General features: G+C 72.3%; 18 protein-coding genes. 9 read left to right on the top strand and 9 right to left on the bottom strand.

Annotated features, from left to right (window positions below; all coding sequences use genetic code 11):
• On the bottom strand, window positions 1-773 hold a 773-nt coding region (locus H7A69_RS14620), incomplete at its 3' end, for a 3-phosphoshikimate 1-carboxyvinyltransferase (protein WP_411469370.1).
• 126 nt (window positions 774-899) lie between these two features.
• Between H7A69_RS14620 and H7A69_RS14615 the strand changes: the two genes are divergently transcribed.
• The 3 genes from H7A69_RS14615 to H7A69_RS14605 are packed head-to-tail and all read left to right on the top strand — an operon-like array spanning window position 900 to window position 2,411.
• Window positions 900-1,676: a sigma-70 family RNA polymerase sigma factor gene (locus H7A69_RS14615; protein WP_069710705.1), complete on the top strand. Its 777-nt coding sequence runs from the start codon at window positions 900-902 to the stop codon at window positions 1,674-1,676.
• Window positions 1,673-1,915 (top strand): zf-HC2 domain-containing protein, encoded by a 243-nt coding sequence (locus H7A69_RS14610; protein WP_182047647.1) that lies wholly within the window; start codon window positions 1,673-1,675, stop codon window positions 1,913-1,915. The genes H7A69_RS14615 and H7A69_RS14610 overlap by 4 nt, the downstream gene beginning before the upstream one ends.
• 55 nt (window positions 1,916-1,970) lie before the next feature.
• Window positions 1,971-2,411, top strand: coding sequence for a GNAT family N-acetyltransferase (locus tag H7A69_RS14605; RefSeq protein WP_069710707.1), 441 nt, complete (start codon window positions 1,971-1,973; stop codon window positions 2,409-2,411).
• A 117-nt stretch (window positions 2,412-2,528) separates the two neighbouring features.
• On the opposite strand, the gene H7A69_RS14600 is transcribed toward H7A69_RS14605, so the two are convergent.
• The gene (locus H7A69_RS14600; protein ID WP_182047646.1) at window positions 2,529-6,269 is read right to left on the bottom strand and encodes a multifunctional oxoglutarate decarboxylase/oxoglutarate dehydrogenase thiamine pyrophosphate-binding subunit/dihydrolipoyllysine-residue succinyltransferase subunit; all 3,741 of its coding nucleotides are present in this window, start codon (window positions 6,267-6,269) and stop codon (window positions 2,529-2,531) included.
• A gap of 209 nt (window positions 6,270-6,478) precedes the next feature.
• Here H7A69_RS14600 and H7A69_RS14595 point away from each other — a divergent pair, with 209 nt between their 5' ends.
• Window positions 6,479-7,918, top strand: a complete 1,440-nt coding sequence (locus H7A69_RS14595) for a GuaB1 family IMP dehydrogenase-related protein (protein ID WP_182047645.1) — start codon at window positions 6,479-6,481, stop codon at window positions 7,916-7,918.
• An 81-nt stretch (window positions 7,919-7,999) separates the two neighbouring features.
• Here H7A69_RS14595 and H7A69_RS14590 read toward each other — a convergent pair whose 3' ends face one another.
• The 4 genes from H7A69_RS14590 to H7A69_RS14575 form a co-directional block, all read right to left on the bottom strand.
• Entirely contained in the window at window positions 8,000-9,094 is a 1,095-nt protein-coding gene (locus H7A69_RS14590; RefSeq protein WP_223246470.1) for a hemolysin family protein, read from the bottom strand.
• Window positions 9,091-10,476 (bottom strand): hemolysin family protein, encoded by a 1,386-nt coding sequence (locus H7A69_RS14585; protein ID WP_182047644.1) that lies wholly within the window; start codon window positions 10,474-10,476, stop codon window positions 9,091-9,093. Before H7A69_RS14585 ends, H7A69_RS14590 begins: the two co-directional genes overlap by 4 nt.
• A gap of 216 nt (window positions 10,477-10,692) precedes the next feature.
• Window positions 10,693-11,775 (bottom strand): NADH:flavin oxidoreductase/NADH oxidase, encoded by a 1,083-nt coding sequence (locus tag H7A69_RS14580; protein WP_182047643.1) that lies wholly within the window; start codon window positions 11,773-11,775, stop codon window positions 10,693-10,695.
• Window positions 11,772-12,410 carry an HAD family hydrolase gene (locus tag H7A69_RS14575; protein ID WP_182047642.1) on the bottom strand — a complete coding sequence of 213 codons (639 nt, stop codon included), beginning with the start codon at window positions 12,408-12,410 and terminating at the stop codon, window positions 11,772-11,774. Before H7A69_RS14575 ends, H7A69_RS14580 begins: the two co-directional genes overlap by 4 nt.
• A 24-nt stretch (window positions 12,411-12,434) precedes the next feature.
• Between H7A69_RS14575 and H7A69_RS14570 the strand changes: the two genes are divergently transcribed.
• Window positions 12,435-13,295, top strand: coding sequence for an NAD(P)H-hydrate dehydratase (locus tag H7A69_RS14570; protein ID WP_182047641.1), 861 nt, complete (start codon window positions 12,435-12,437; stop codon window positions 13,293-13,295).
• Window positions 13,296-13,423: 128 nt separating this feature from the next.
• Here H7A69_RS14570 and H7A69_RS14565 read toward each other — a convergent pair whose 3' ends face one another.
• Complete coding sequence (locus H7A69_RS14565) at window positions 13,424-14,137, bottom strand: YceI family protein (protein ID WP_182047640.1); 714 nt, start codon at window positions 14,135-14,137, stop codon at window positions 13,424-13,426.
• Between the two features lie 61 nt (window positions 14,138-14,198).
• On the opposite strand from H7A69_RS14565, the gene H7A69_RS14560 reads away from it, so the two are divergent.
• Together H7A69_RS14560 and H7A69_RS14555 are read left to right on the top strand one after the other, a co-directional pair.
• On the top strand, window positions 14,199-15,476 hold the full coding sequence (locus tag H7A69_RS14560; RefSeq protein WP_182047639.1) for a glycosyltransferase 87 family protein: 1,278 nt from the start codon (window positions 14,199-14,201) through the stop codon (window positions 15,474-15,476).
• Window positions 15,473-15,781: an MTH1187 family thiamine-binding protein gene (locus H7A69_RS14555; RefSeq protein ID WP_182047638.1), complete on the top strand. Its 309-nt coding sequence runs from the start codon at window positions 15,473-15,475 to the stop codon at window positions 15,779-15,781. Before H7A69_RS14560 ends, H7A69_RS14555 begins: the two co-directional genes overlap by 4 nt.
• A 70-nt stretch (window positions 15,782-15,851) precedes the next feature.
• Here the strand turns inward: H7A69_RS14555 and H7A69_RS14550 are convergent, their stop codons facing one another.
• Complete coding sequence (locus tag H7A69_RS14550; RefSeq protein ID WP_069710712.1) at window positions 15,852-16,031, bottom strand: hypothetical protein; 180 nt, start codon at window positions 16,029-16,031, stop codon at window positions 15,852-15,854.
• A gap of 163 nt (window positions 16,032-16,194) precedes the next feature.
• Between H7A69_RS14550 and H7A69_RS14545 the strand changes: the two genes are divergently transcribed.
• Window positions 16,195-16,374, top strand: coding sequence for a hypothetical protein (locus H7A69_RS14545; protein WP_182047637.1), 180 nt, complete (start codon window positions 16,195-16,197; stop codon window positions 16,372-16,374).
• 30 nt (window positions 16,375-16,404) lie between these two features.
• On the opposite strand, the gene H7A69_RS14540 is transcribed toward H7A69_RS14545, so the two are convergent.
• The gene (locus tag H7A69_RS14540; protein WP_182047636.1) at window positions 16,405-17,400 is read right to left on the bottom strand and encodes an AraC family transcriptional regulator; all 996 of its coding nucleotides are present in this window, start codon (window positions 17,398-17,400) and stop codon (window positions 16,405-16,407) included.
• Between the two features lie 381 nt (window positions 17,401-17,781).
• On the opposite strand from H7A69_RS14540, the gene H7A69_RS14535 reads away from it, so the two are divergent.
• On the top strand, window positions 17,782-19,047 hold the full coding sequence (locus H7A69_RS14535; RefSeq protein WP_182047635.1) for an MFS transporter: 1,266 nt from the start codon (window positions 17,782-17,784) through the stop codon (window positions 19,045-19,047).
• Window positions 19,048-19,163 lie beyond the last annotated feature (116 nt).

Raw genomic sequence — 19,163 nt, 5'->3', positions numbered from 1 at the left:
GACAGGTCCGGTTCGATCGTGACGTCAGGGGCGGGGATCGGCCCGGGGTGCACGACCCACTCGCCGACGGCCGGCTGGTCGACGCGGACACCGCGGGCACGGAGCACCTCGACGGTCATGTCGATGTGGGGCAGGCTCGGCAGGCGGTCGCCGACGTGCGTGAGGTGCAGGCCCTCGTCGAACCGCGGTGCCGAGAGGAGCAGGCCGGAGACGAACTGCGACGAGGCCGACGCGTCGATCGTCAGCCGACCGCCCCGCACCGAGCCGGTGCCGGTGAACGAGAAGGGCATCGCGCCGTCGCCGTCGTCCGTGACGTCCACGCCGAGGTCGGCGAGGGCACCGATGACCGCACCCATCGGACGCTTCCGGGCGTACGGGTCGCCGTCGACGGTGACCGGACCGGTGGCCAGCGCGGCGAGCGGCGGGAGGAAGCGCATCACGGTGCCGGCGAGGCCGCAGTCCACCGCGACGTCGCCGTGCAGCGGGGCCGGCGTGATCCGGAGGTCGGGGCCGTAGGGGTTCGGCTGCGTGCCCGCCGGCTCGACCTCCTCGATGCCGACGCCGAGCTGCCGCAGCGCCGCGACCATGAGCGCGGAGTCGCGCGAGTGCAGGGGGAGCCGGATCGTCGAGGGGCCGTCCGCGAGGGCGGCGAGCACGAGCTCCCGGTTCGTCAGCGACTTCGAGCCGGGCAGGGCGACGTCGCCGTGCAGCGGCCCGCGTGCGCGGGGTGCGATCCACGGATCGGGGTGGTGGGAATGCGTCGACTCGGCCATCGGTTCACCAGGGTACTGAACGCAGCGGGAGGACCATTGGCGACAGCGACCCTGGAACGCGCACGGACGGCTCTGCCGCCCGTGCGGACGACGCTCGACGGCCGACCCGGCCTAGACTCGACCGTGATGACGACCGACGAACCGCAGGCAGCACCGCACGACCTGGTCGAGGAGACCGAGGCCCAGCTCGACGCGGTGTCCGAGGAGGCGGATCTCGACGGCACCGAGCCCGAGCCGGCCGACGAGAAGACGGTGTCCGAGGCCGAGCTCCGCTCCCTCTTCGAGGACCAGGCGCTCCCGTTCATGGACCAGCTGTACGGCGCCGCGATGCGGATGACGCGCAACCCGGCCGACGCGTCCGACCTCGTGCAGGAGACCTTCGTCAAGGCGTACGCCGCGTTCCGGCAGTTCCGCCAGGGCACGAACCTCAAGGCGTGGCTGTACCGGATCCTCACGAACACGTTCATCAACACGTACCGGAAGAACCAGCGGAACCCCTACCAGGGCACCATCGACGAGCTCGAGGACTGGCAGCTGGGCGGCGCGGAGAGCGTCACGCAGTCGATCTCCGCGCGCTCCGCGGAGGCCGATGCGATCGACCACCTGCCGTCGTCCGCCGTGAAGGACGCGCTGCAGTCGATCCCCGAGGACTTCCGGATGGCCGTGTACTTCGCGGACGTCGAGGGCTTCTCCTACCAGGAGATCGCCGACATCATGAAGACCCCCGTGGGGACGGTCATGAGCCGTCTCCACCGTGGTCGCCGGCTCCTCCGGGGGCTCCTGGCGGACCACGCACGCGAGACCGGCATCGTCCCGGACGCAGCGTCGACGGCGACGATGCGTGGACGCGGCCGGAAGACACCTGCGACCGCTGGTCGCACCGACGGGAAGGACGCACGATGAGCGGCTGCGACTGCTCGAAGGCCAAGGCCGAGCTCGAGGAGTTCCTCCACGACGAGCTCCGGGGCGCCGACGCCGCGGACATCCGCGAGCACATGGAGACCTGCGAGGACTGCACGAGCGAGCACCGCGTCGGCGTCGTCCTCATGGAGACCGTGAAGCGTGCCTGCAGGGAGACCGCGCCGGACCAGCTCCGGTCGGAGATCCTGGCGCGCATCCGCGTGGAGCAGGCGACCCACTAGCCGTCGCGGGCGCATTGGTCGTCACACGGACGGTGCCGTCGGTAGGGTCGGCCCCATGACCCTCACCGCCGAGTCGATCACCACCTGGTCCGACACGGACGTCGCCGACGTCACCGCCCTCGTCCGCCTGCTCGGGCACGTCGTCGACGAGCCCGCCATGCGCGCACGGCTCGAGCGGCTGGTCCCGGAGGCGGGACACCGCACGTGGCTCGTCCGTGGTGCCGACGGTCGCGCGGTCGCGGTGGCGGGCGCGCAGGTGACGTGGTCCTACGCCAGCGACGAGCCCACGGCGCAGCTCCTGCTGCTCGTCGTGGACCCGGCGGCCAGGAGGGACGGCACCGGTTCGGCGCTCATCGACGTCTTCGAGACGTGGGCCGCCGAGCAGGGCGCACACCGACTCAGTGCGGTGTCGGCCGCCGCGACCGACAGCGCGCACCGGTTCTACCAGAAGCGCGGCTACCACGAGTCGGGCGTCCGGTACACGAAGCTCCGGTAGTCGGAACGGACGACGCGCCCCGTTCCCACGGGGCGCGTCGTCCGTTCCGGGGCGCTGCTGCGCCTCGTCTGCCTCGTCTGCCTCGTCTGTCTCGTCTGGCTCGTCTGGTGCGCTCGGTCAGCCGAGCGCCTTGCGGACGACGTCCGATGCCTCCTGCGCGGAACGCTTCGACGACCCGGTCGCCGGCGCGGCACTCGCGGGGCGTGCGGCCACCGAGAGCGGCCGACCGTCCAGGTGCGGCGACAGGTTCATGCAGACGTACGGCCAGGCACCCTGGTTCTCCGGCTCCTCCTGCGCCCACACGACCTCGGCCTGCGGGTACCCGGCGAGCACGTCGAGGAGCTGACCGAGGGGGAGCGGCGCGAGCTGCTCGAGCCGGACGAGGGCGACGTCGGTCGCACCGGACTTGTCGAGCTCGGCACGCAGGTCGTGGTGCACCTTGCCCGAGTGCAGGACGACGCGGCGCACGGCGCCCCGGTCGACCACGCGGTCGTCGTCGAGGACCTCCTGGAACGTGCCGCCGGTGAACGCCTCGACCGGGCTCGTGGCCTGTCGCAGGCGGAGCATCGCCTTCGGGGTGAACACGACGAGCGGCTTCTGCGGCCGCGCCCACGCCTGACGGCGCAGCAGGTGGAACCACGACGCCGGCGTCGACGGACGCGCGACGATCATGTTGTCCTCGGCACAGAGCTGCAGGTAGCGCTCGATGCGGGCCGACGAGTGGTCAGGCCCCTGGCCCTCGTAGCCGTGCGGGAGCAGGAGCACCAGGCCGGAGCGCTGGCCCCACTTCTGCTCGGCGGACGAGATGAACTCGTCGATGATCGTCTGCGCGCCGTTCGCGAAGTCGCCGAACTGCGCCTCCCAGAGCACCAGGGCCTCGGGACGCTCGACCGAGTAGCCGTACTCGAAGCCCATGGCCGCGTACTCGCTGAGCAGCGAGTCGTAGATGTAGAGCCGGGCCTGGTCCTCGGCGACGTTCGCCAGCGGCAGCCACTCCTGACCGTTGATCCGGTCGTGGAACACCGCCTGGCGCTGCACGAAGGTGCCACGCCGGGCGTCCTGGCCGGCGAGCCGCACGGGCTTGCCCTCGACGAGCACCGAACCGATCGCCATGAGCTCGGCCATCGCCCAGTCGATGCCGCCCGAGCGGGTCATCTCCGTGCGCTTGGTGAGCAGCTGCTGCAGCTTCGGGTGGATCGAGAACCCGGCGGGCGGGTTGCTGTGCGCGTCGCCGATGGCCCGGACGAGCTCCTCGGAGATCGCGGTCTCGTGCACCTCGACCTCGGTGTCGTCGCGCTGCGCACTCGGACGCTCGAGGCCGTCGACCGCACCGTCGTCGTCGGTGGTGATCACCGGCATCGTCCCGGTCTGCGCCTCGTGCGTCTCGGCGAACGCGCGCTCGAGGCGGTCCTGGAAGTCGCGGTGGGCCTCGTCGTACTCCTCCTGCGTGATGTCACCGCGGCCGACGAGGGCCTCGGTGTACAGCGTGCGGACCGAGCGCTTCGCCTCGATGAGATTGTACATGAGCGGCTGCGTCATCGACGGGTCGTCGCCCTCGTTGTGCCCGCGGCGGCGGTAGCAGATGAGGTCGATGACGACGTCCCGGTGGAACTCCTCGCGGTAGGCGAAGGCGAGCTCGGCGACGCGGGCCACGGCCTCCGGGTCGTCCCCGTTGACGTGGAAGATCGGCGCCTGGATGGTCTTGGCGACGTCGGTCGAGTACACCGAGCTGCGGGCCGACTCCGGCGGCGTGGTGAAGCCGACCTGGTTGTTGATGACCAGGTGCACCGTGCCGCCCGTGCGGTACCCGCGGAGCTGCGACATCTGCAGGGTCTCGACCACGACGCCCTGGCCGGCCATCGCCGCGTCGCCGTGCACGAGCACCGGCAGCACGCCGAAGGTGCCGGGCGGGGTGCGGTCCTGCTTGGCGCGGACGATGCCCTCGAGCACGCCGTCCACGGCCTCGAGGTGCGACGGGTTCGCCGCGATCGTCACCGGGATGCTCGAGCCGTCCGAGGCGCGGAAGACGCCCTCGGTGCCGACGTGGTACTTGACGTCGCCCGATCCCTGGCCGGACACCGATCCCGGCAGCGACGACCCCTCGAACTCGCGGAAGATCTGACCGTAGGTCTTGCCGGCGATGTTCGTCAGCACGTTGAGGCGGCCGCGGTGGGCCATGCCGATCGCGACCTCGTCGAGGCCGGCGGCGGACGCCTGCTGGATGAGCGTGTCGAGGAACGCGATGGTCGACTCGCCGCCCTCGAGCGAGAAGCGCTTCTGACCGACGTACTTCGTCTGCAGGAAGGTCTCGAAGGCCTCGGCCTCGTTGAGCTTGCCGAGCACCCGCAGCTGCTCGTCCTTCGACGGCTTCGAGTAGGGGACCTCGATGTGGCCCTGCACCCAGCGGCGCTGCTCCGGGTCCTGGATGTGCATGTACTCGACGCCGACGGTCCGGCAGTACGCGTCGCGGAGGATGCCGAGCACGTCGCGCAGGGGCGCGTTCGTGGTGCCGGCCAGGCCACCGGTGACGAACTCGCGGTCGAGGTCCCAGAACGTCAGCCCGTGGTTCTCGATCTCGAGGTCCGGATGGGTGCGCTGGCGGTACTCGAGCGGGTCGATGTCCGCCATGAGGTGCCCGCGGACCCGGTAGCTGTTGATCAGCTCCTGGACGCGCGACGTCTTGTTGACTCGGTGGGCGAGGTCGACGTTGATGTCGTTCGCCCACTGGATCGGCTTGTAGGGGATGCGCAGCGCCGAGAAGATGCCCTCGTAGAAGCCGTGCTCGCCGATCAGGCGCTCGTGCACCTTCTTCAGGTACTCGCCCGATCCGGCGCCCTGGATGACGCGGTGGTCGTAGGTGCTGGTCAGCGTGATGGTCTTGCCGACGCCGAGCTCGACGAGCGTCTTCGTCGCCGAGCCCTGGAACTGCGCCGGGTACTCGAGCGCCCCGGCGCCGATGATCGACCCCTGGCCCTTCGTCAGGCGGGGGACCGAGTGCACGGTGCCGATGCCGCCCGGGTTCGTCAGCGAGATCGTGGTCCCCTGGAAGTCGGCCGGCGTGAGCTTGTTGTCCCGGGCGCGCTTGACGAGGTCCTCGTAGGCGGAGAGGAACTGCCCGAACGTCAGGGTCTCGGCGCGCTTGATGCTCGGCACGAGGAGGGAGCGGGTGCCGTCCTTCTTCGGGACGTCGATCGCGATGCCGAGGTTCACGTGCGCGGGCGTGACGACGAAGGGCTTGCCGTCGCGCTCCTCGTAGGAGACGTTCTGGCTCGGGAAGTCCTTGAGCGCCTCGACCATCGCCCAGCCGATCAGGTGCGTGAACGAGATCTTGCCGCCGCGGGCCCGACGCAGGTGGTTGTTGACGACGATCCGGTTGTCGATCATCAGCTTCGCGGGGATGGTCCGCACGCTCGTCGCGGTCGGCACCGTGAGCGAGGCGTCCATGTTCGACGCGAGGGTCTTCGCCATGCCCCGCAGCGGGGTCGCGACGTCCTCGTGGGTCTCCTCGTGGTCGTCCGCGGCGTCGTTCGCCTCGGCCGGGATCGGCTGCGGCGTCGGCTGGCGGGACGTGGTCCGCGCCTGGATCGACCCGGCGGGCTTCGCCTCGGCCGGGGCGTCACCGGTCGCGGGCTGCTGCGTGGTCGACTGCGTCTGCGTGGTCGACTGCGACTGCGGAGCCGACGCGGCTGCCGGGGTGCCGGCGGCCTGGGAGCGGTGGTAGCTCTCGAGGACCGGCCACCAGGACTCGTCCACGGAGTGCTTGTCGGCGACGTACTGCTCGTACAGCTCGTCGACGAGCCACTCGTTCGCCCCGAATTCGCCCGCGGTCTCGTCCGTACCCGTCGTCTGGCTCGACACAGCCGATCGCCCACTCTCCGTCGATAGATGCTCGTGTGTGTCGTGCGGGCAGCCCTGCCGCGCACTGGACGCCAGCCTAGCCGCTCGGCCGTGACCGTTCGGTGACCGTCGACGCGTGCCGCCGGTCCCGTCGTCGTCCGCGCGTGTCGCCCGCCGACGCCCCCGGATCGACGGCTGCCGGGGGTCGCCGGAGCCGTACAGTTGAGGGCATGAGGTTCTACGAGACGCGGCCGACGCACGACCTGACCTACTCCGACGTCTTCCTCGTCCCGAGCCGCTCCGGCGTGACGAGCCGTTTCGACGTGGACCTCGCGACGAACGACGGCACGGGAGCGACGATCCCGATCGTCAGCGCGAACATGAACTCGGTGACCGGGCCGCGCCTCGCCGCCACCCTCGCCCGTCGCGGCGGACTGGGCGTGCTGCCGCAGGACATGCACCTGCAGGACCTCGCCGCCGCCATCCGGTGGGTCAAGGAGCAGCCGGTCGACTTCGACACCGCCTACGACATGGGCGCCGACACCACGGTGTCCGAGGCGCTCGAGCAGCTGCTGCCGGTCGCCGGTCGCGGGGTCGTCGTGCGCGACGCGGCGGGGGAGTACCTCGGCTGCGTCCCGGCCGCCCGCCTCGGCACCGCCGGTGCGGACGCCGTGCTCGGGGACCTGCTGCACGGTGCGTCCACCGCGATCGACGCGGACGACGCCGGCACCGCGCGGCACGTGTACGACGTGCTCTCGGCGGCCGAGGTCGACTTCGCCCCGGTGGTGCGCCACGGCCGGGTCGTCGGCACCACGAGCCAGACGAGCGCGATCCGCTCGGACATCTACACGCCCGCCGTCGACGGCGAGGGACGCCTCCGCGTCGCGGCCGCGGTCGGCATCAACGGCGACGTCGCCGCGAAGGCGAAGGCCCTCGCCGCGGCCGGTGTCGACGTCCTCGTCCTCGACACCGCGCACGGCCACCAGGAGGGCATGCTCCGCGCCCTCCGCACGGTGTCCGCGCTCGGCCTCGGCCTGCCGATCGTCGCCGGGAACGTCGTCACCGCGGACGCCGTCGCACACCTCGTCGACGCCGGCGCGAGCATCATCAAGGTCGGTGTCGGCCCCGGCGCGATGTGCACGACGCGCATGATGACCGCGGTCGGGCGCCCGCAGTTCTCCGCCGTGCTCGAGACCGCGGCGGCCGCACGGTCGCTCGGCGCGCACGTGTGGGCCGACGGCGGCGTGCGGTACCCGCGCGACGTCGCACTCGCCCTGGCCGCCGGCGCCTCGGCGGTGATGATCGGCTCGTGGTTCGCCGGCACGCTCGAGGCACCCGGGGTGCTCCGCCGCGACTCCGCGGGCAAGGCGTACAAGGAGAGCTGGGGCATGGCGTCCGCGAAGGCCGTGCGCGAGCGCTTCGAGCGGCTCGACCCGTACGAGCGGGCGCGCAAGGCGCTCTTCGCCGAGGGCATCTCGTCGTCGACGATCTACCTCGACCCGGAGCGCCCGAGCGTCGAGGACCTGCTCGACATGATCACCACGGGCATCCGCAGCTCGGCGACGTACGCCGGCGCCTCGTCGCTGCACGAGTTCGCCGAGCGCGCGCTGGTCGGCATCCAGTCGGCCGCCGGCTACGAGGAGGGCAAGCCGCTCCCCGTGAGCTGGTAGCGCTGCCGCGGGACGCGACCAGCAGACGGACGGGAGGCGCGGTGCCAGCTGGCACCGCGCCTCCCGTCTCAGTCGCAGCGACTAGCGCCGTCGAGTCGCGTCCTCGACGGTGCCGACGAGTTCCTCGAGGATGTCCTCGAGGAACAGCACGCCGACGGTGCGGCCGTCCGCGTCGAACGCCCGCGCCACGTGCCGCCCGGCTGCCCGCATGGTCGCCAGGGCGTCCTCGAGGTCCATGTCCGTGTACAGCGAGATGAGCTGCCGGATGCGCTTCGGCGGGACCGGCACGTCGAACTCGTCGGGCCGCAGGTCGATGACGTCCTTGACGTGCACGTAGCCCGTCGGGTCGCCGTCCTCGGCCACGAGGACGTACCGCGAGAAGCCGCGCTGGGCGACGGCCCGCTCGACGTCCTCGGGGGTGGCGTCCTCCGGCAGGGTGACGAGGTCGGACATCGGCACGGCGACGTCGCGGACCTTCTTCTCCGTGAACTCGAACGCCATCGCGAGCTTGCCGTCGTCGGTCAGGGTGCCCTCACGACGCGACTGCTCGACGATCGTCTGGACCTCCTCGACCGTGAAGGCGCTGACGGCCTCGTCCTTCGGCTCGACCTTGAACAGCCGCAGGACGCCGTTCGCGACCGAGTTGAGGCCGACGACGACCCAGTGCAGGCCGTGGCCGATGTACCAGAGCGCCGGGACGAGCACGAGCGCGGCGCGGTCCGGCATCGAGAACGAGATGTTCTTCGGGACCATCTCGCCGAACACCACGTGCAGGAACGACACGAGCAGCAGCGTGAAGACGAACGCGACGATGCCGATGACCTCGACGCTCCAGCCGGTGAGGCCGAGCGGGACCTCGAGCAGGTGGTGGATCGCCGGCTCCGACACGTTCAGGATGAGGAGCGAGCAGACCGTGATGCCGAGCTGCGTGGTGGCGAGCATGCGCGTGGCGTGCTCCATCGCCCAGAGCGTCATCTGCGCCGCCTTCGACCCGGCCTCGGCGCGGGGCTCGATCTGCGACCGTCGGGCCGAGATCACGGCGAACTCCGCGGCGACGAAGAACGCGTTGCCGAGCAGCAGGACGACGAGCCAGAAGATGCCCCACCAGTCGGAACCGGCGGGACCGGACTCACCGGCGGCGAGGACCAGGCCGTCGTGCACGGACGCGGCGCTCATCGGGAGCCTTCCTTCGTGGCGGGGATGATGATCCCGGTGGCCGGGCGCTGCGCGGTGGCGGTGCTGCCGGTCGGCGTCGGGTCGGGGTGGGTCGGGGTCCAGCGGATGCGGTCGACACGGCGACCGTCGAGGCGTTCGACGCGGAACACGCCGTCCTCGAGGGCGATCTCGTCGCCGACGACGGGCAGTCGACCGAGCGTCGACATCACGAAGCCGCCGACGGTCTCGTACGGGCCGTCCTCGGGGACGGTGACGCCCGCGCGGTCGGCCAGTTCGTCGGGGCGGAGCAGGCCCGGGAACGTCAGCCACCCGCGCGACCGGACGACGTCGATGCGCGCGCGGTCGTGCTCGTCGGACACCTCGCCGACGATCTCCTCGACGAGGTCCTCGAGCGTGACGACCCCGGCGGTGCCGCCGTACTCGTCGACGACGATCACCATCTGGTAGCCGCGGCTGCGGACCTCGGCGAGCAGGGTGTCGCCCGGCATCGTCTCGGGGACGCGCTCCGCCTCGGTCATGAGCGCGCCGACCGGCACCTCCGGGCGCTTCTCGCGCGGGACCGCGACGGCCTGCTTGACGTGCACGATGCCGACGACGTCGTCCGCGTCCTCCTCGATGACCGGGAAGCGGCTGAAGCCGGTGCGGCGGGCGAGGGCGACGACGTCCTCGGCGGACTCGGACACGCGGATCGTGGAGAGCCGCGGACGCGGGGTCATCACGTCGCTGGCGCTCAGCTCGGAGAACGCGATGGTGCGCTGCAGCAGCGTCGCGGTGTCCTGTTCGAGCGAGCCCTCGGACGCCGAGCGGCGCAGCAGGGAGCTGAGCTCCTCGGCGCTCCGGGCACCGGACAGCTCCTCCTGGGGCTCGATGCCCATCGAGCGGAGGACGGCGTTCGCAGTGCCGTTGAGCAGGGCCACGGCGGGCTTGAACACGGTGGTGAACGCGATCTGCAGCGGGACCACGAGCTTCGCGGTCTGCAGGGGGAGCGCGAGCGCGAAGTTCTTCGGCACGAGCTCACCGAGGATCATCGACAGCAGCGTCGCGATGACGAGCGCGACGATCGAGCCGACGGTCTCGACGATCGCCTCGGGCAGGTCGAGCGCGAGGAACGGGGCCTCGAGCAGCGTCGCGATCGACGGCTCCAGCAGGTAGCCCGTGAGCAGGGTCGTCAGCGTGATGCCGAGCTGGGCGCTCGACAGGTGCGTCGAGGTGACCTTCAGCGCGCCGATGACGGGCGACAGGCCGGACTCGCCGCGGTCGCGTCGGGCCTCGACCTCGGCGCGGTCGAGGTTGACGAGCGCGAACTCCGAGGCGACGAACACGCCGGTGCCGAGGGTCAGCAGGATGCCGCCGACCAGCATGACGACGTCGATGGGACTCATTCTCCACCTCCCGACGCAGGGGAGGAGGGGCTGCTCACCGAGTGAGCGCCGGATGAGTGGGAAGGCGAAGAGGAATTCGGAGGATCGTCCACAGTGAGGAACATGGTAGCGGCTGGAGGCAGGGGAAGCCGAGAGGACGTACAGGAGCCGACCCGCGCCTCCCGCCCGGTGCGGTGAACGCGGACGGGAGGCACGGGTCGGGCCGCGCGGACCGGCCTACGCCGTGACGCGGGCCCGGTGGTACTGCTGCGGTTCGTAGTCGAGGGCGACGCCGAGCTCGGCGGCCGCGCGCAGGGCGAACGACGGGTCGCGGAGGAACTCGCGCCCGACCATGACGACGTCGGCCTGCCCGGTCGCCACGACCTGCTCGGCCTGGAACGCGGTGGAGATCATCCCGACCGCGATCGTGCCGATGCCGGCCTCGCGGCGGACGGTCTCGGCGAAGGGCACCTGGTAGCCGGGTCCGACCGGGATCGCCGCCCGCGCGACGTTGCCGCCGGTCGAGACGTCGGCGAGGTCGGCGCCGTGTTCGGCGGCCCAGCGGGCGACCTGCACGACCTCGTCGACCGTCAGGCCGCCGTCGGTCCAGTCGGTCGCCGAGAAGCGGACCACCACCGGGAAGCCCTCGCCGACCTCGGCGCGGACCGCGTCGACCGTCTCGAGGAGCGCACGTGCGCGGTTCTCGAGCGAGCCGCCGTAGCCGTCCGTCCGGTGGTTGCTCAGGGGCGAGAGGAACTGGTGGAGCAGGTAGCCGTGGGCCGCGTGCAGCTCGACGAGGTCGAAGCCGGCCTCGACGGCGCGGCGCGCGGCGGCAGCGAAGGCCAGTGCGACGACGCGGATGTCCTCGGGTTCGAGCTCGCGCGGGGTGGCGTACCCGTCGAAGGCCTCGGCGGACGGGGCGACGGTCTGCCAGCCGCCCTCGGACGCGGGGACGCTGCCCTGCACGTCGTTCCACGGGCGGTACGTCGAGGCCTTGCGCCCGGCGTGCGCGAGCTGGATGCCCGCGGCGGCGCCCTGCGCGTGCAAGAAGTCGACGATCGGCCGGAAGGCGTCGCGCTGCTCGTCGTTCCACAGCCCGACGTCCTGCGGCGTGATCCGGCCCTCGGGCACGACGCCCGCGGCCTCGACCACCACCGCGCCCGCGCCGCCCTTGGCGAACCCGCCGAGGTGCACGAGGTGCCACGCCGTCGGGACCCCGTCCTGCTGCTCGACCGAGTACTGGCACATCGGCGAGACCCAGAGTCGGTTGCGGACGGTGAGGTCGCGGATCGTGATGGGTTCGAACAGGGCGTGCGTCACGCGGGTGCTCCTTCGGCGGTCCGTGCCGCCAGCTCCTGCAGGAAGGTCCGCAGCGCGGTCGGCGACGTGTAGTGGTGGCCGACCGCCCCGATCGCGTCCGCGCCGGCGGCGTTCTCGGCCCTGTTGTCGACGAACACCATCTGCTCGGGCGTGATTCCCAGCCGCTCGCACGTGGTGCGGTAGACGGACGGGTCGGGCTTGAGGACGTGCTCCTCGGCACTCACGACGACCGTCTCGAACAGCGAGCCCATCGGCGATCGCCGGTACGGGTCCCCGAAGTCGAAGCCGGCGTTCGAGAGCATCGCCAGGCGCGTACCGGCGTCGTGGAGCTCCTCCACCACCGCCAGGGTCTCCGGCTCGACCTCGAACCACCCCGTGAAGTCGACCGCCCAGAAGCGGTGGACGTCGGTGACCGTCCAGCTGCGCCCGGTCCGGGCACCGATGGCCCGCCAGTACTCGAGGACCGACAGGCCGCCGCGGTCCAGGTCGTGCCGGAGCTCCTGGTAGACGGGCAACAGCTCGTCGGCCGGCACCCCGGTCATCGCGACGAGGGTGTCCCACGCGCCGTGCGGTGTCCTGCTGATCACCTCGCCGTAGTCGAAGACCACCACGCGACCGGGCAGGAACAGGCTCATGCGCTCCACCGTAACGTGGCGGTCGTGAACGACTCCGTCCCCTTCGCCCCCGCCGACGCCGCCGCCTGGACCACCGCCCCGCACGGCGAGTCCACCAAGTACCGACGCGGGGTCCTCGGCGTCGCGACCGGCTCGGACCGCTACCCCGGCGCCGCCGTCATGGGTGTCGACGCCGCCGTCCACACGGGCGTCGGGATGGTCCGGTACGTCGGCCCCGCACGGGCGACCGACCACGTGCTGACCCGTCGGCCCGAGGTGGTCTCGGGCACGGGCCGCGTGCAGACCTGGCTCGTCGGGTCGGGGATCTCCGCCGGGTCGCTCGGCGAGCTCGACCCGGCGACGGCGGCGGCGTTCGGGCACGCGTCCGACGATGGGGTCCCCGTCGTGGTCGACGCCGGCGCGATCCCGCTCGTCGACCTCGGGCCGCTCGCGGTGCTGACCCCGCACGCGGGGGAGCTCGCGCCCGTGCTCGACACCTCGCGCGAGGACGTCGAGGCGGATCCGGCGGCAGCGGCGCTCCGCGCGGCCGAGCGCACCGGGAGCGTCGTACTCCTGAAGGGGTCGGCGACGCACGTGGCGACCCCGGACGGCTCGGTGCGGCTCGTGGCGACCTCGGCGACGCCGTGGCTCGCCGCCGCGGGGGCCGGTGACGTGCTCGGCGGGGTGCTCGGCGCGCTCGTGGCGACGCGGCAGGGCGCCGCGGAGGCCCACGGGTCGCCGCTCTCGCCGTCGGACCTGGCGCACCTCGCGGCGACGGCTGCGGTCGTGCACGGACTCGCGGCGCGGCGGGCGTCCCGCGGCGGGCCGTTCACGATGACGGCACTGATCGAGCAGCTGCCCGGTGTGGTGCGGGACCTCGTCGTCGAGGGCGACGCGCGGGGGTAGCCGGCGGGGCAGTGTGCGGCGCAGGGTCTGCGACGTCGCGCGCGTCGATCGACACGTGCGGTGTCGCACGGTGCGTCTGTGCACCGTAAGTGCGCCGGCTGTGGGTCGCGTCGGGACGCGGGGTCGCGTCAGGAGGCGGGGGTCGCGTGCACCAGGAACTCGACCGCGCCGGCGTCGTCGACCTTGACGAAGCCGAGGTCGGGCGCCTGCACGCCGAAGTCCGAGAACGTGATCGGCACCGAGCCGGAGACGTCGACGCCGTCGCCGCTCAGGCCGACCTGGAGCTCGGCCCGGACGGCCTTGGTGACGCCGTGCAGGGTCAGCTCGCCGGACGCCTCGACGGTCGTCGTGCCCGAGCCGCTCGGCACGGCGTCCGCGACCGGCTCGGTGAGGGTGAACGTCGCCTCGGGGAAGGCCGCGACGTCGAGGGCGGAGTCGCGGAAGTAGGAGTCGCGCTGCGCCGAGTCGGTGGCGATGTCCGCGACCTGCACCGTGACGGTCGCCGCGGTGATCGCGCTGCCGTCGACCGTCGCGGAACCGCTGACGCTGTCGGTCCGACCGGTGACGGTGACGTCGGAGCCGTTGAGGACCTCGTGCACGCGGTACCCGGCCTCCGAGTCACCGCCGATCGCCCAGTCGCCGGACAGGTCCGCGGCGTCGAGGGTGGACGGGGCGCGGCTGGCGGCGACGGAGGGTGCCGCCGACGCCTTCGCGTTCTCGTTCGACGAGTACACGTTCGTCCCGACGGCGACGCCGACGACGGCGAGCACGGCGACGACGAGGACGACACCGGCCCAGACGAGGGGCTTGCGGCTGCGGGGGCGCTGCGGTTCGGAGGTCACGAGCAGAACGGTGACACGTCCTCCTCAGGAGTGGCTGGCAGTTCCCCGCTACGCTCGTCCGGTGCAGAGGTCCCGGTGGGTCGGCGTCGTCGGGTTCGCCCTGGCGTTCCTGTTCGTGCACGGCCTGCTCTGGTGGCTCGCCACGACCGTGCCGAACCAGCCGTTGGGCGACGTCCTCATCACGTACCGGCGCTGGATCGAGGTCGGGCGCGTCGACCACTCGTGGGTCGGGGTCGACACCGACTGGGTGTACCCGGTGTTCGCGATCGTGCCCATGGCGGCGGCCGCGCTCGGTGGGACGGCCGCGATCGGCACCGGGTGGCTCGCGCTCATGGTGCTGCTCGACGCGGTGGCGTGCGCGTTCCTCTGGCGCTTCCGCGCGTCCGGCGTCCGCGTCGTGTGGTGGTGGCTGCTCTTCCTGCTCGCCCTCGGACCGATCGCGCTCGGTCGGATCGACACCGTGGCGACCGCGCTCGCCCTGGTCGGCGTCGCCTTCGTCGTGACCCGGCCCGCGGTGGCCTCCGCCCTGTTCACCGCCGCCGCGTGGACCAAGGTCTGGCCGGCCGCCCTGGTGGGCGTGCTGCTCCTGCTCCGACGCGGGCACCGTGGGACGGTCGTCGCCGGCGCCGCGGTCGTCACCGGCCTGGTCGTCCTGGTCGACGTGCTCTACGGCGGCGCGCCCCACCTGCTGTCCTTCGTCGGCGAGCAGAGCGACCGTGCGCTGCAGATCGAGGCGCCGCTCGCCACGCCCTTCATGTGGGCGGCGGCGCTCGGCGTGCCGGGCGCAGCGGTGTACTACGACCGCGAGATCCTGACCTTCGAGGTGTCCGGTGCTGGTACCCATGCCGCCGCGGCCCTCTCGACGCCGCTCATGGCCCTGGTCGTGCTCGGCGGGGTGGCTGCCGCACTCCTCGCCGTCCACCGCGGTGCCCGCCGGGCCGAGGTCGGGCCGGTGCTCGCGCTGCTGTTCGTCGCCGCGCTCATCGCCACGAACAAGGTCGGGTCGCCGCAGTACGTCGGCTGGTACGCGGTGCCGGTGGTGTGGGGGCTCGTCGCCGGTCGTCAGAGCGCCCGTCGATTCCTGCCCGTCGCGATCGGTGTGCTGCCGATGGCCGTGCTGACGCAGGTGATCTACCCCGGCTACTACGACCAGCTGCTCGCGGTCGAGCCGTGGATCGTCCTCGTGCTCACGGTGCGCAACCTGCTCGAGGTCGCGGTGCTCGTCTGGGCGGTCGTCGTCCTGGTGCGCCTCGGGCACGGGTCCTCGCACCGCCGCGCCGACGCGGGGGAGGCGCGGTCGGTGCGGCGGGACGTCGCCGGGGGCAGGATGGATGCATGATCGTCGCGTTCTCCCTCGCCCCGTCCGGTGGTCCCAGCGCAGCGTCGGACGGCTCCGTGCACGACGCCGTGGCCGCCGCGGTCCGCGTCGTCCGGGAGTCCGGGCTGCCGAACCGCACCTCGTCGATGTTCACCGAGATCGAGGGGGAGTGGGACGAGGTCATGGACGTCGTCAAGCGGGCGACCGAGGCCGTCGCCGCGTACGGCACCCGGGTGTCGCTGGTGCTCAAGGCCGACATCCGCCCCGGGCACACCGGCGAGATCGACGGCAAGCTCGAGCGGCTCGAAGCGGCGCTCGACTCGTAGCGCCGGACTCGTGGCGCTCGGCTCGTGGCGCTCGACTCGTCGCGCACGCCGACCGGCGTCGATCGGCGCGTCAGGGGTACATGCGACCGTTGTTGCGGTCGCGTTCCGCCTGCCGGAGCGCCTCGGCGATCTCGGGGTCGCTCCCGTCGTAGCGACGTGACCGCGAACCGAGGTCGGTCAGGTGGTGCATCCACAGCCACAGGCCCACCGCTGCGAGCACGACGATCCCGGTCACGATCCACCACCCCATGTCGGGCAGCGTACGCGAACGAGCGCGTCGAGTGCAGGCACGCTGGGAGGTACGCGACACGCCGGAGGCATCCCGTCGATGTCGGTGGGCGGGTGTCTCATGGTGCGCACCGGGCCGCACTGCGCAGCTCGACCACGGTGACTGCGACGACGAGGAGTGCCACATGATGCACGACGGCTGGTGCCCGGACTGCGACCTGCAGACGGTCGTCATCGACTCCGACGAGCAGGGTGACGGTGCCTGGGCGACCTGCACCGAGTGCGCGGCCGGGTGGGTCCACCGCGACGAGGTGCCCGAGATCGCACCCCGGGCCGCCCGCTCCGTGGAGCGTCGCGCGGCCTGACCGCAGAGTCGCACCCCACCGGCACGACCGTCAGGAACGCCGAGCGCGCCGCAGCGTCTCCGACGGCAGCTCGCCGAACCGCTCGCCGTACGCGCCCGCGAACCTGCTGACGTGCAGGAACCCCCAGCGCGTGGCGACCTCGGTGACGGTGACGCCGTCGGGGGCCGCGGTGAGCAGGTCCTCGCGGACCCGCTCCAACCGCCGCCGTCGCAGGTACGCCATCGGCGTGGTGTCCAGCGTCCGTCGGAACCCCTCCTGGAGGCTCCGGACGCTCGTGCACGCGGCGGCCGCGAGTTCCCCGACGGTCCACGGCCGCGCCAGGTCGTCGCGGAGGAGTTCGACGGCCCGGGACACCGATCGGGCACCGGAAGCGCCGCGCGGGACGGCGAGCGCGGCCGAGTGGTCGTGCGGCTGTCCCAGCAGCAGGCTGTGGAGGACCACCTGCTCGAGGGCCCGCACCGCGAGCGGGTGGGCGAGCGGACCGTCGGACCGCCCGGAGGCATCCTCGACCAGGCGGAGTGCCTGGGTCACGGCGCGGCCGCCCGCGGTGTCGAGGGCGAACGCGGGGTCGAACTCGATCGGGTCGGACACCGGAGCGTCCAACAGGAGCTCCAGTTCCGTCTGCAGCTCCTGTCGCGGGATCATCACCGCGACCTGTGCGAACCAGTCACTGCAGTCGAGGTCCACCGGCCGCCCCGGCATGAAGACCCCGGCGGTCTGCTCCGAGCCGTGCAGTGCCGGGCCGCCCGCTGTCCGCGCGGTCATCCGTGCCTGCACGGGTACGTCGAGGTGGTACTCGACGGGCTCGGCGGTCCGGATCCGGACGGCCTCGCGGAAGCGCATGTACCCGAAGGTGATCCGTCCGACGCGGAGTGCGTTGAGGTGCATGCGGACGGCGGGGGAGCGGTCCGCCGACTCCACCTGCACGGGGAGGAACACCTCGCTGAGCGCCGCGGTCGCGTCGTCCGCGGTCGTCGTCGCCGCCACGGGGTGGGACGCGAACAGTTCGGCAGGTCGCCCGGTCATGCGGCGACTCTACCCAGTGGGATCCGGTCGACCGAGCGCCGCGTCTCGCACATCGACGGTGTTCCCGCGTTCGGCGGATGGCGATGGGCCCGTGCCGGTGCACGCGGCCGGGTCCCCGCGGTCGGACAGGTGTCGAATCGATTCGGCCAGTCGCCTTCCGTCGACGGTTTGGAGCGGTCTACACTGCTCTGACCGGGGCACCAGGGCGTGGTCCGGTCGTTCGACGCCGAACCGGACCGTCCCTGCGCGCAGCCGTGCCGGGCGATGACCTCGCGCGACGCACGCGGAGCGGTCCCCGCGCGTGGCGACACGCGTGCCCGGCCGGTCCGCAGGCCGGCGTCCGGAACCCAGCCCCGCTCCTCCCGTCAGAGAACAGGTCGCATGACGCTCACCACCCCGACGCAGCGCGCTCTCGCGCTCATCGCCCTCGCGCTCGGCGGCTTCGCCATCGGGTCGACCGAGTTCGTCGCGATGGGATTGCTGCCGAACATCGCCGAGGCGCTCCTGCCGACGCAGTACGCCGCCGACCCGGCCGCGGGCGTCGCGCACGCCGGGTGGCTCGTCAGCGCCTACGCGCTCGGCGTGGTGGTCGGCGCCCCGACCATCGCCGCGATCTCGGCGACCTTCCCGCGCAAGGGCCTGATCCTCGTGCTCCTCGTCGGCTTCGTCGTCGCGACGATCGCGAGCGCGGTCCTGCCGAGCTTCGGCCTCGTGCTCGTCGCCCGGTTCGTGGCCGGGCTGCCGCACGGTGCGTACTTCGGCATCGCGTCCATCGTCGCGGGCGAGATCATGGGCCCGGGCAAGCGCGGCAAGGGCATCGCGATGGTGATGCTCGGGCTGTCGATCGCCAACGTCGTGGGCGTCCCCGCGATCACCTGGATCGGGCAGAACGCCGGCTGGCGGATCGCCTACGGTGTCGTCTCGCTGCTGTTCGTGCTGACGTTCCTCGCCGTCGTCGCCTTCGTGCCACGCAGCGCCGCCGACGCGCACGCGACCATCGGCCGGGAGCTCCGGGCCTTCCGGTCGCCGCAGGTCTGGATCGTGATGGGCCTCGGGGCCGTCGGGTTCGGCGGGTTCTTCGCGGTCTACTCGTACATCTCGCCGCTCGTGCAGAACGTGACCGGGCTGCCCGAGTCGGCGGTGCCGCTCGTGCTCGTGGTCGTCGGTCTCGGCATGGTCGTCGGCGGTGTGCTCGGCGGACACCTCGCCGACCACAGCGTCAAGCGCACGATCTACATCGGCATGCTCGCGCTGATCGGTGCGCTGCTCGTGACCGTCTTCACGGCGCAGTGGGTCTGGGGCGTGTTCCTCGGGGCGTTCCTGCTCGGCGCGACCTCGTCGGCGATCCCGCCGGCGGTGCAGTCGCGGCTCATGGACGTCGCCGGTGACGCGCGCACCATCGCAGCGGCGCTCAACCACTCGGCGTTCAACATCGGCAACTCGCTCGGTGCGGCCCTCGGCGGCGCGGTCATCGCGGCCGGGTTCGGCTTCCTGGCACCCGCGTGGCTCGGCATCGTGCTCGCGCTGCTCGGGCTGCTCGTCACGATGGTGAGCTACGGCGTCGAACGGCGGACGGACCGGCGCACGGCGCTGCGGTCGTCCTCGTCGTCCACCGGCCCGATCACCGCGCCGGTCCCGACGGTCTGAGGCGCCCGGCCGCGGCGACCGGTCGGCGGTAGGCGCGTCCACCACGCCACAGGGAAACGCGACTTGGAGGGGATGGATGCCAGACGCGCCGAGCAATCGCCGGCCCAGGACCTGCC

The sequence above is a fragment of the Curtobacterium sp. ME26 genome (genome assembly GCF_903970945.1).
Taxonomy (GTDB): domain Bacteria; phylum Actinomycetota; class Actinomycetes; order Actinomycetales; family Microbacteriaceae; genus Curtobacterium; species Curtobacterium citri.
The sequence above is the reverse complement of the archived record's forward strand: the minus strand, read 5'-3'. Positions and strand labels throughout refer to the sequence as shown.

Excerpts from the sequence above, each read along its gene's own strand:
- H7A69_RS14615 (WP_069710705.1), top strand. The coding sequence starts at position 900 with ATGACGACCGACGAACCGCAGGCAGCACCGCACGACCTGGTCGAGGAG.
- H7A69_RS14610 (WP_182047647.1), top strand. The coding sequence starts at position 1,673 with ATGAGCGGCTGCGACTGCTCGAAGGCCAAGGCCGAGCTCGAGGAGTTC.
- H7A69_RS14605 (WP_069710707.1), top strand. The coding sequence starts at position 1,971 with ATGACCCTCACCGCCGAGTCGATCACCACCTGGTCCGACACGGACGTC.
- H7A69_RS14595 (WP_182047645.1), top strand. The coding sequence starts at position 6,479 with ATGAGGTTCTACGAGACGCGGCCGACGCACGACCTGACCTACTCCGAC.
- H7A69_RS14590 (WP_223246470.1), bottom strand. The coding sequence starts at position 9,094 with ATGAGCGCCGCGTCCGTGCACGACGGCCTGGTCCTCGCCGCCGGTGAG.
- H7A69_RS14585 (WP_182047644.1), bottom strand. The coding sequence starts at position 10,476 with ATGAGTCCCATCGACGTCGTCATGCTGGTCGGCGGCATCCTGCTGACC.
- H7A69_RS14575 (WP_182047642.1), bottom strand. The coding sequence starts at position 12,410 with ATGAGCCTGTTCCTGCCCGGTCGCGTGGTGGTCTTCGACTACGGCGAG.
- H7A69_RS14555 (WP_182047638.1), top strand. The coding sequence starts at position 15,473 with ATGATCGTCGCGTTCTCCCTCGCCCCGTCCGGTGGTCCCAGCGCAGCG.
- H7A69_RS14550 (WP_069710712.1), bottom strand. The coding sequence starts at position 16,031 with ATGGGGTGGTGGATCGTGACCGGGATCGTCGTGCTCGCAGCGGTGGGC.
- H7A69_RS14545 (WP_182047637.1), top strand. The coding sequence starts at position 16,195 with ATGATGCACGACGGCTGGTGCCCGGACTGCGACCTGCAGACGGTCGTC.
- H7A69_RS14540 (WP_182047636.1), bottom strand. The coding sequence starts at position 17,400 with ATGACCGGGCGACCTGCCGAACTGTTCGCGTCCCACCCCGTGGCGGCG.
- H7A69_RS14535 (WP_182047635.1), top strand. The coding sequence starts at position 17,782 with ATGACGCTCACCACCCCGACGCAGCGCGCTCTCGCGCTCATCGCCCTC.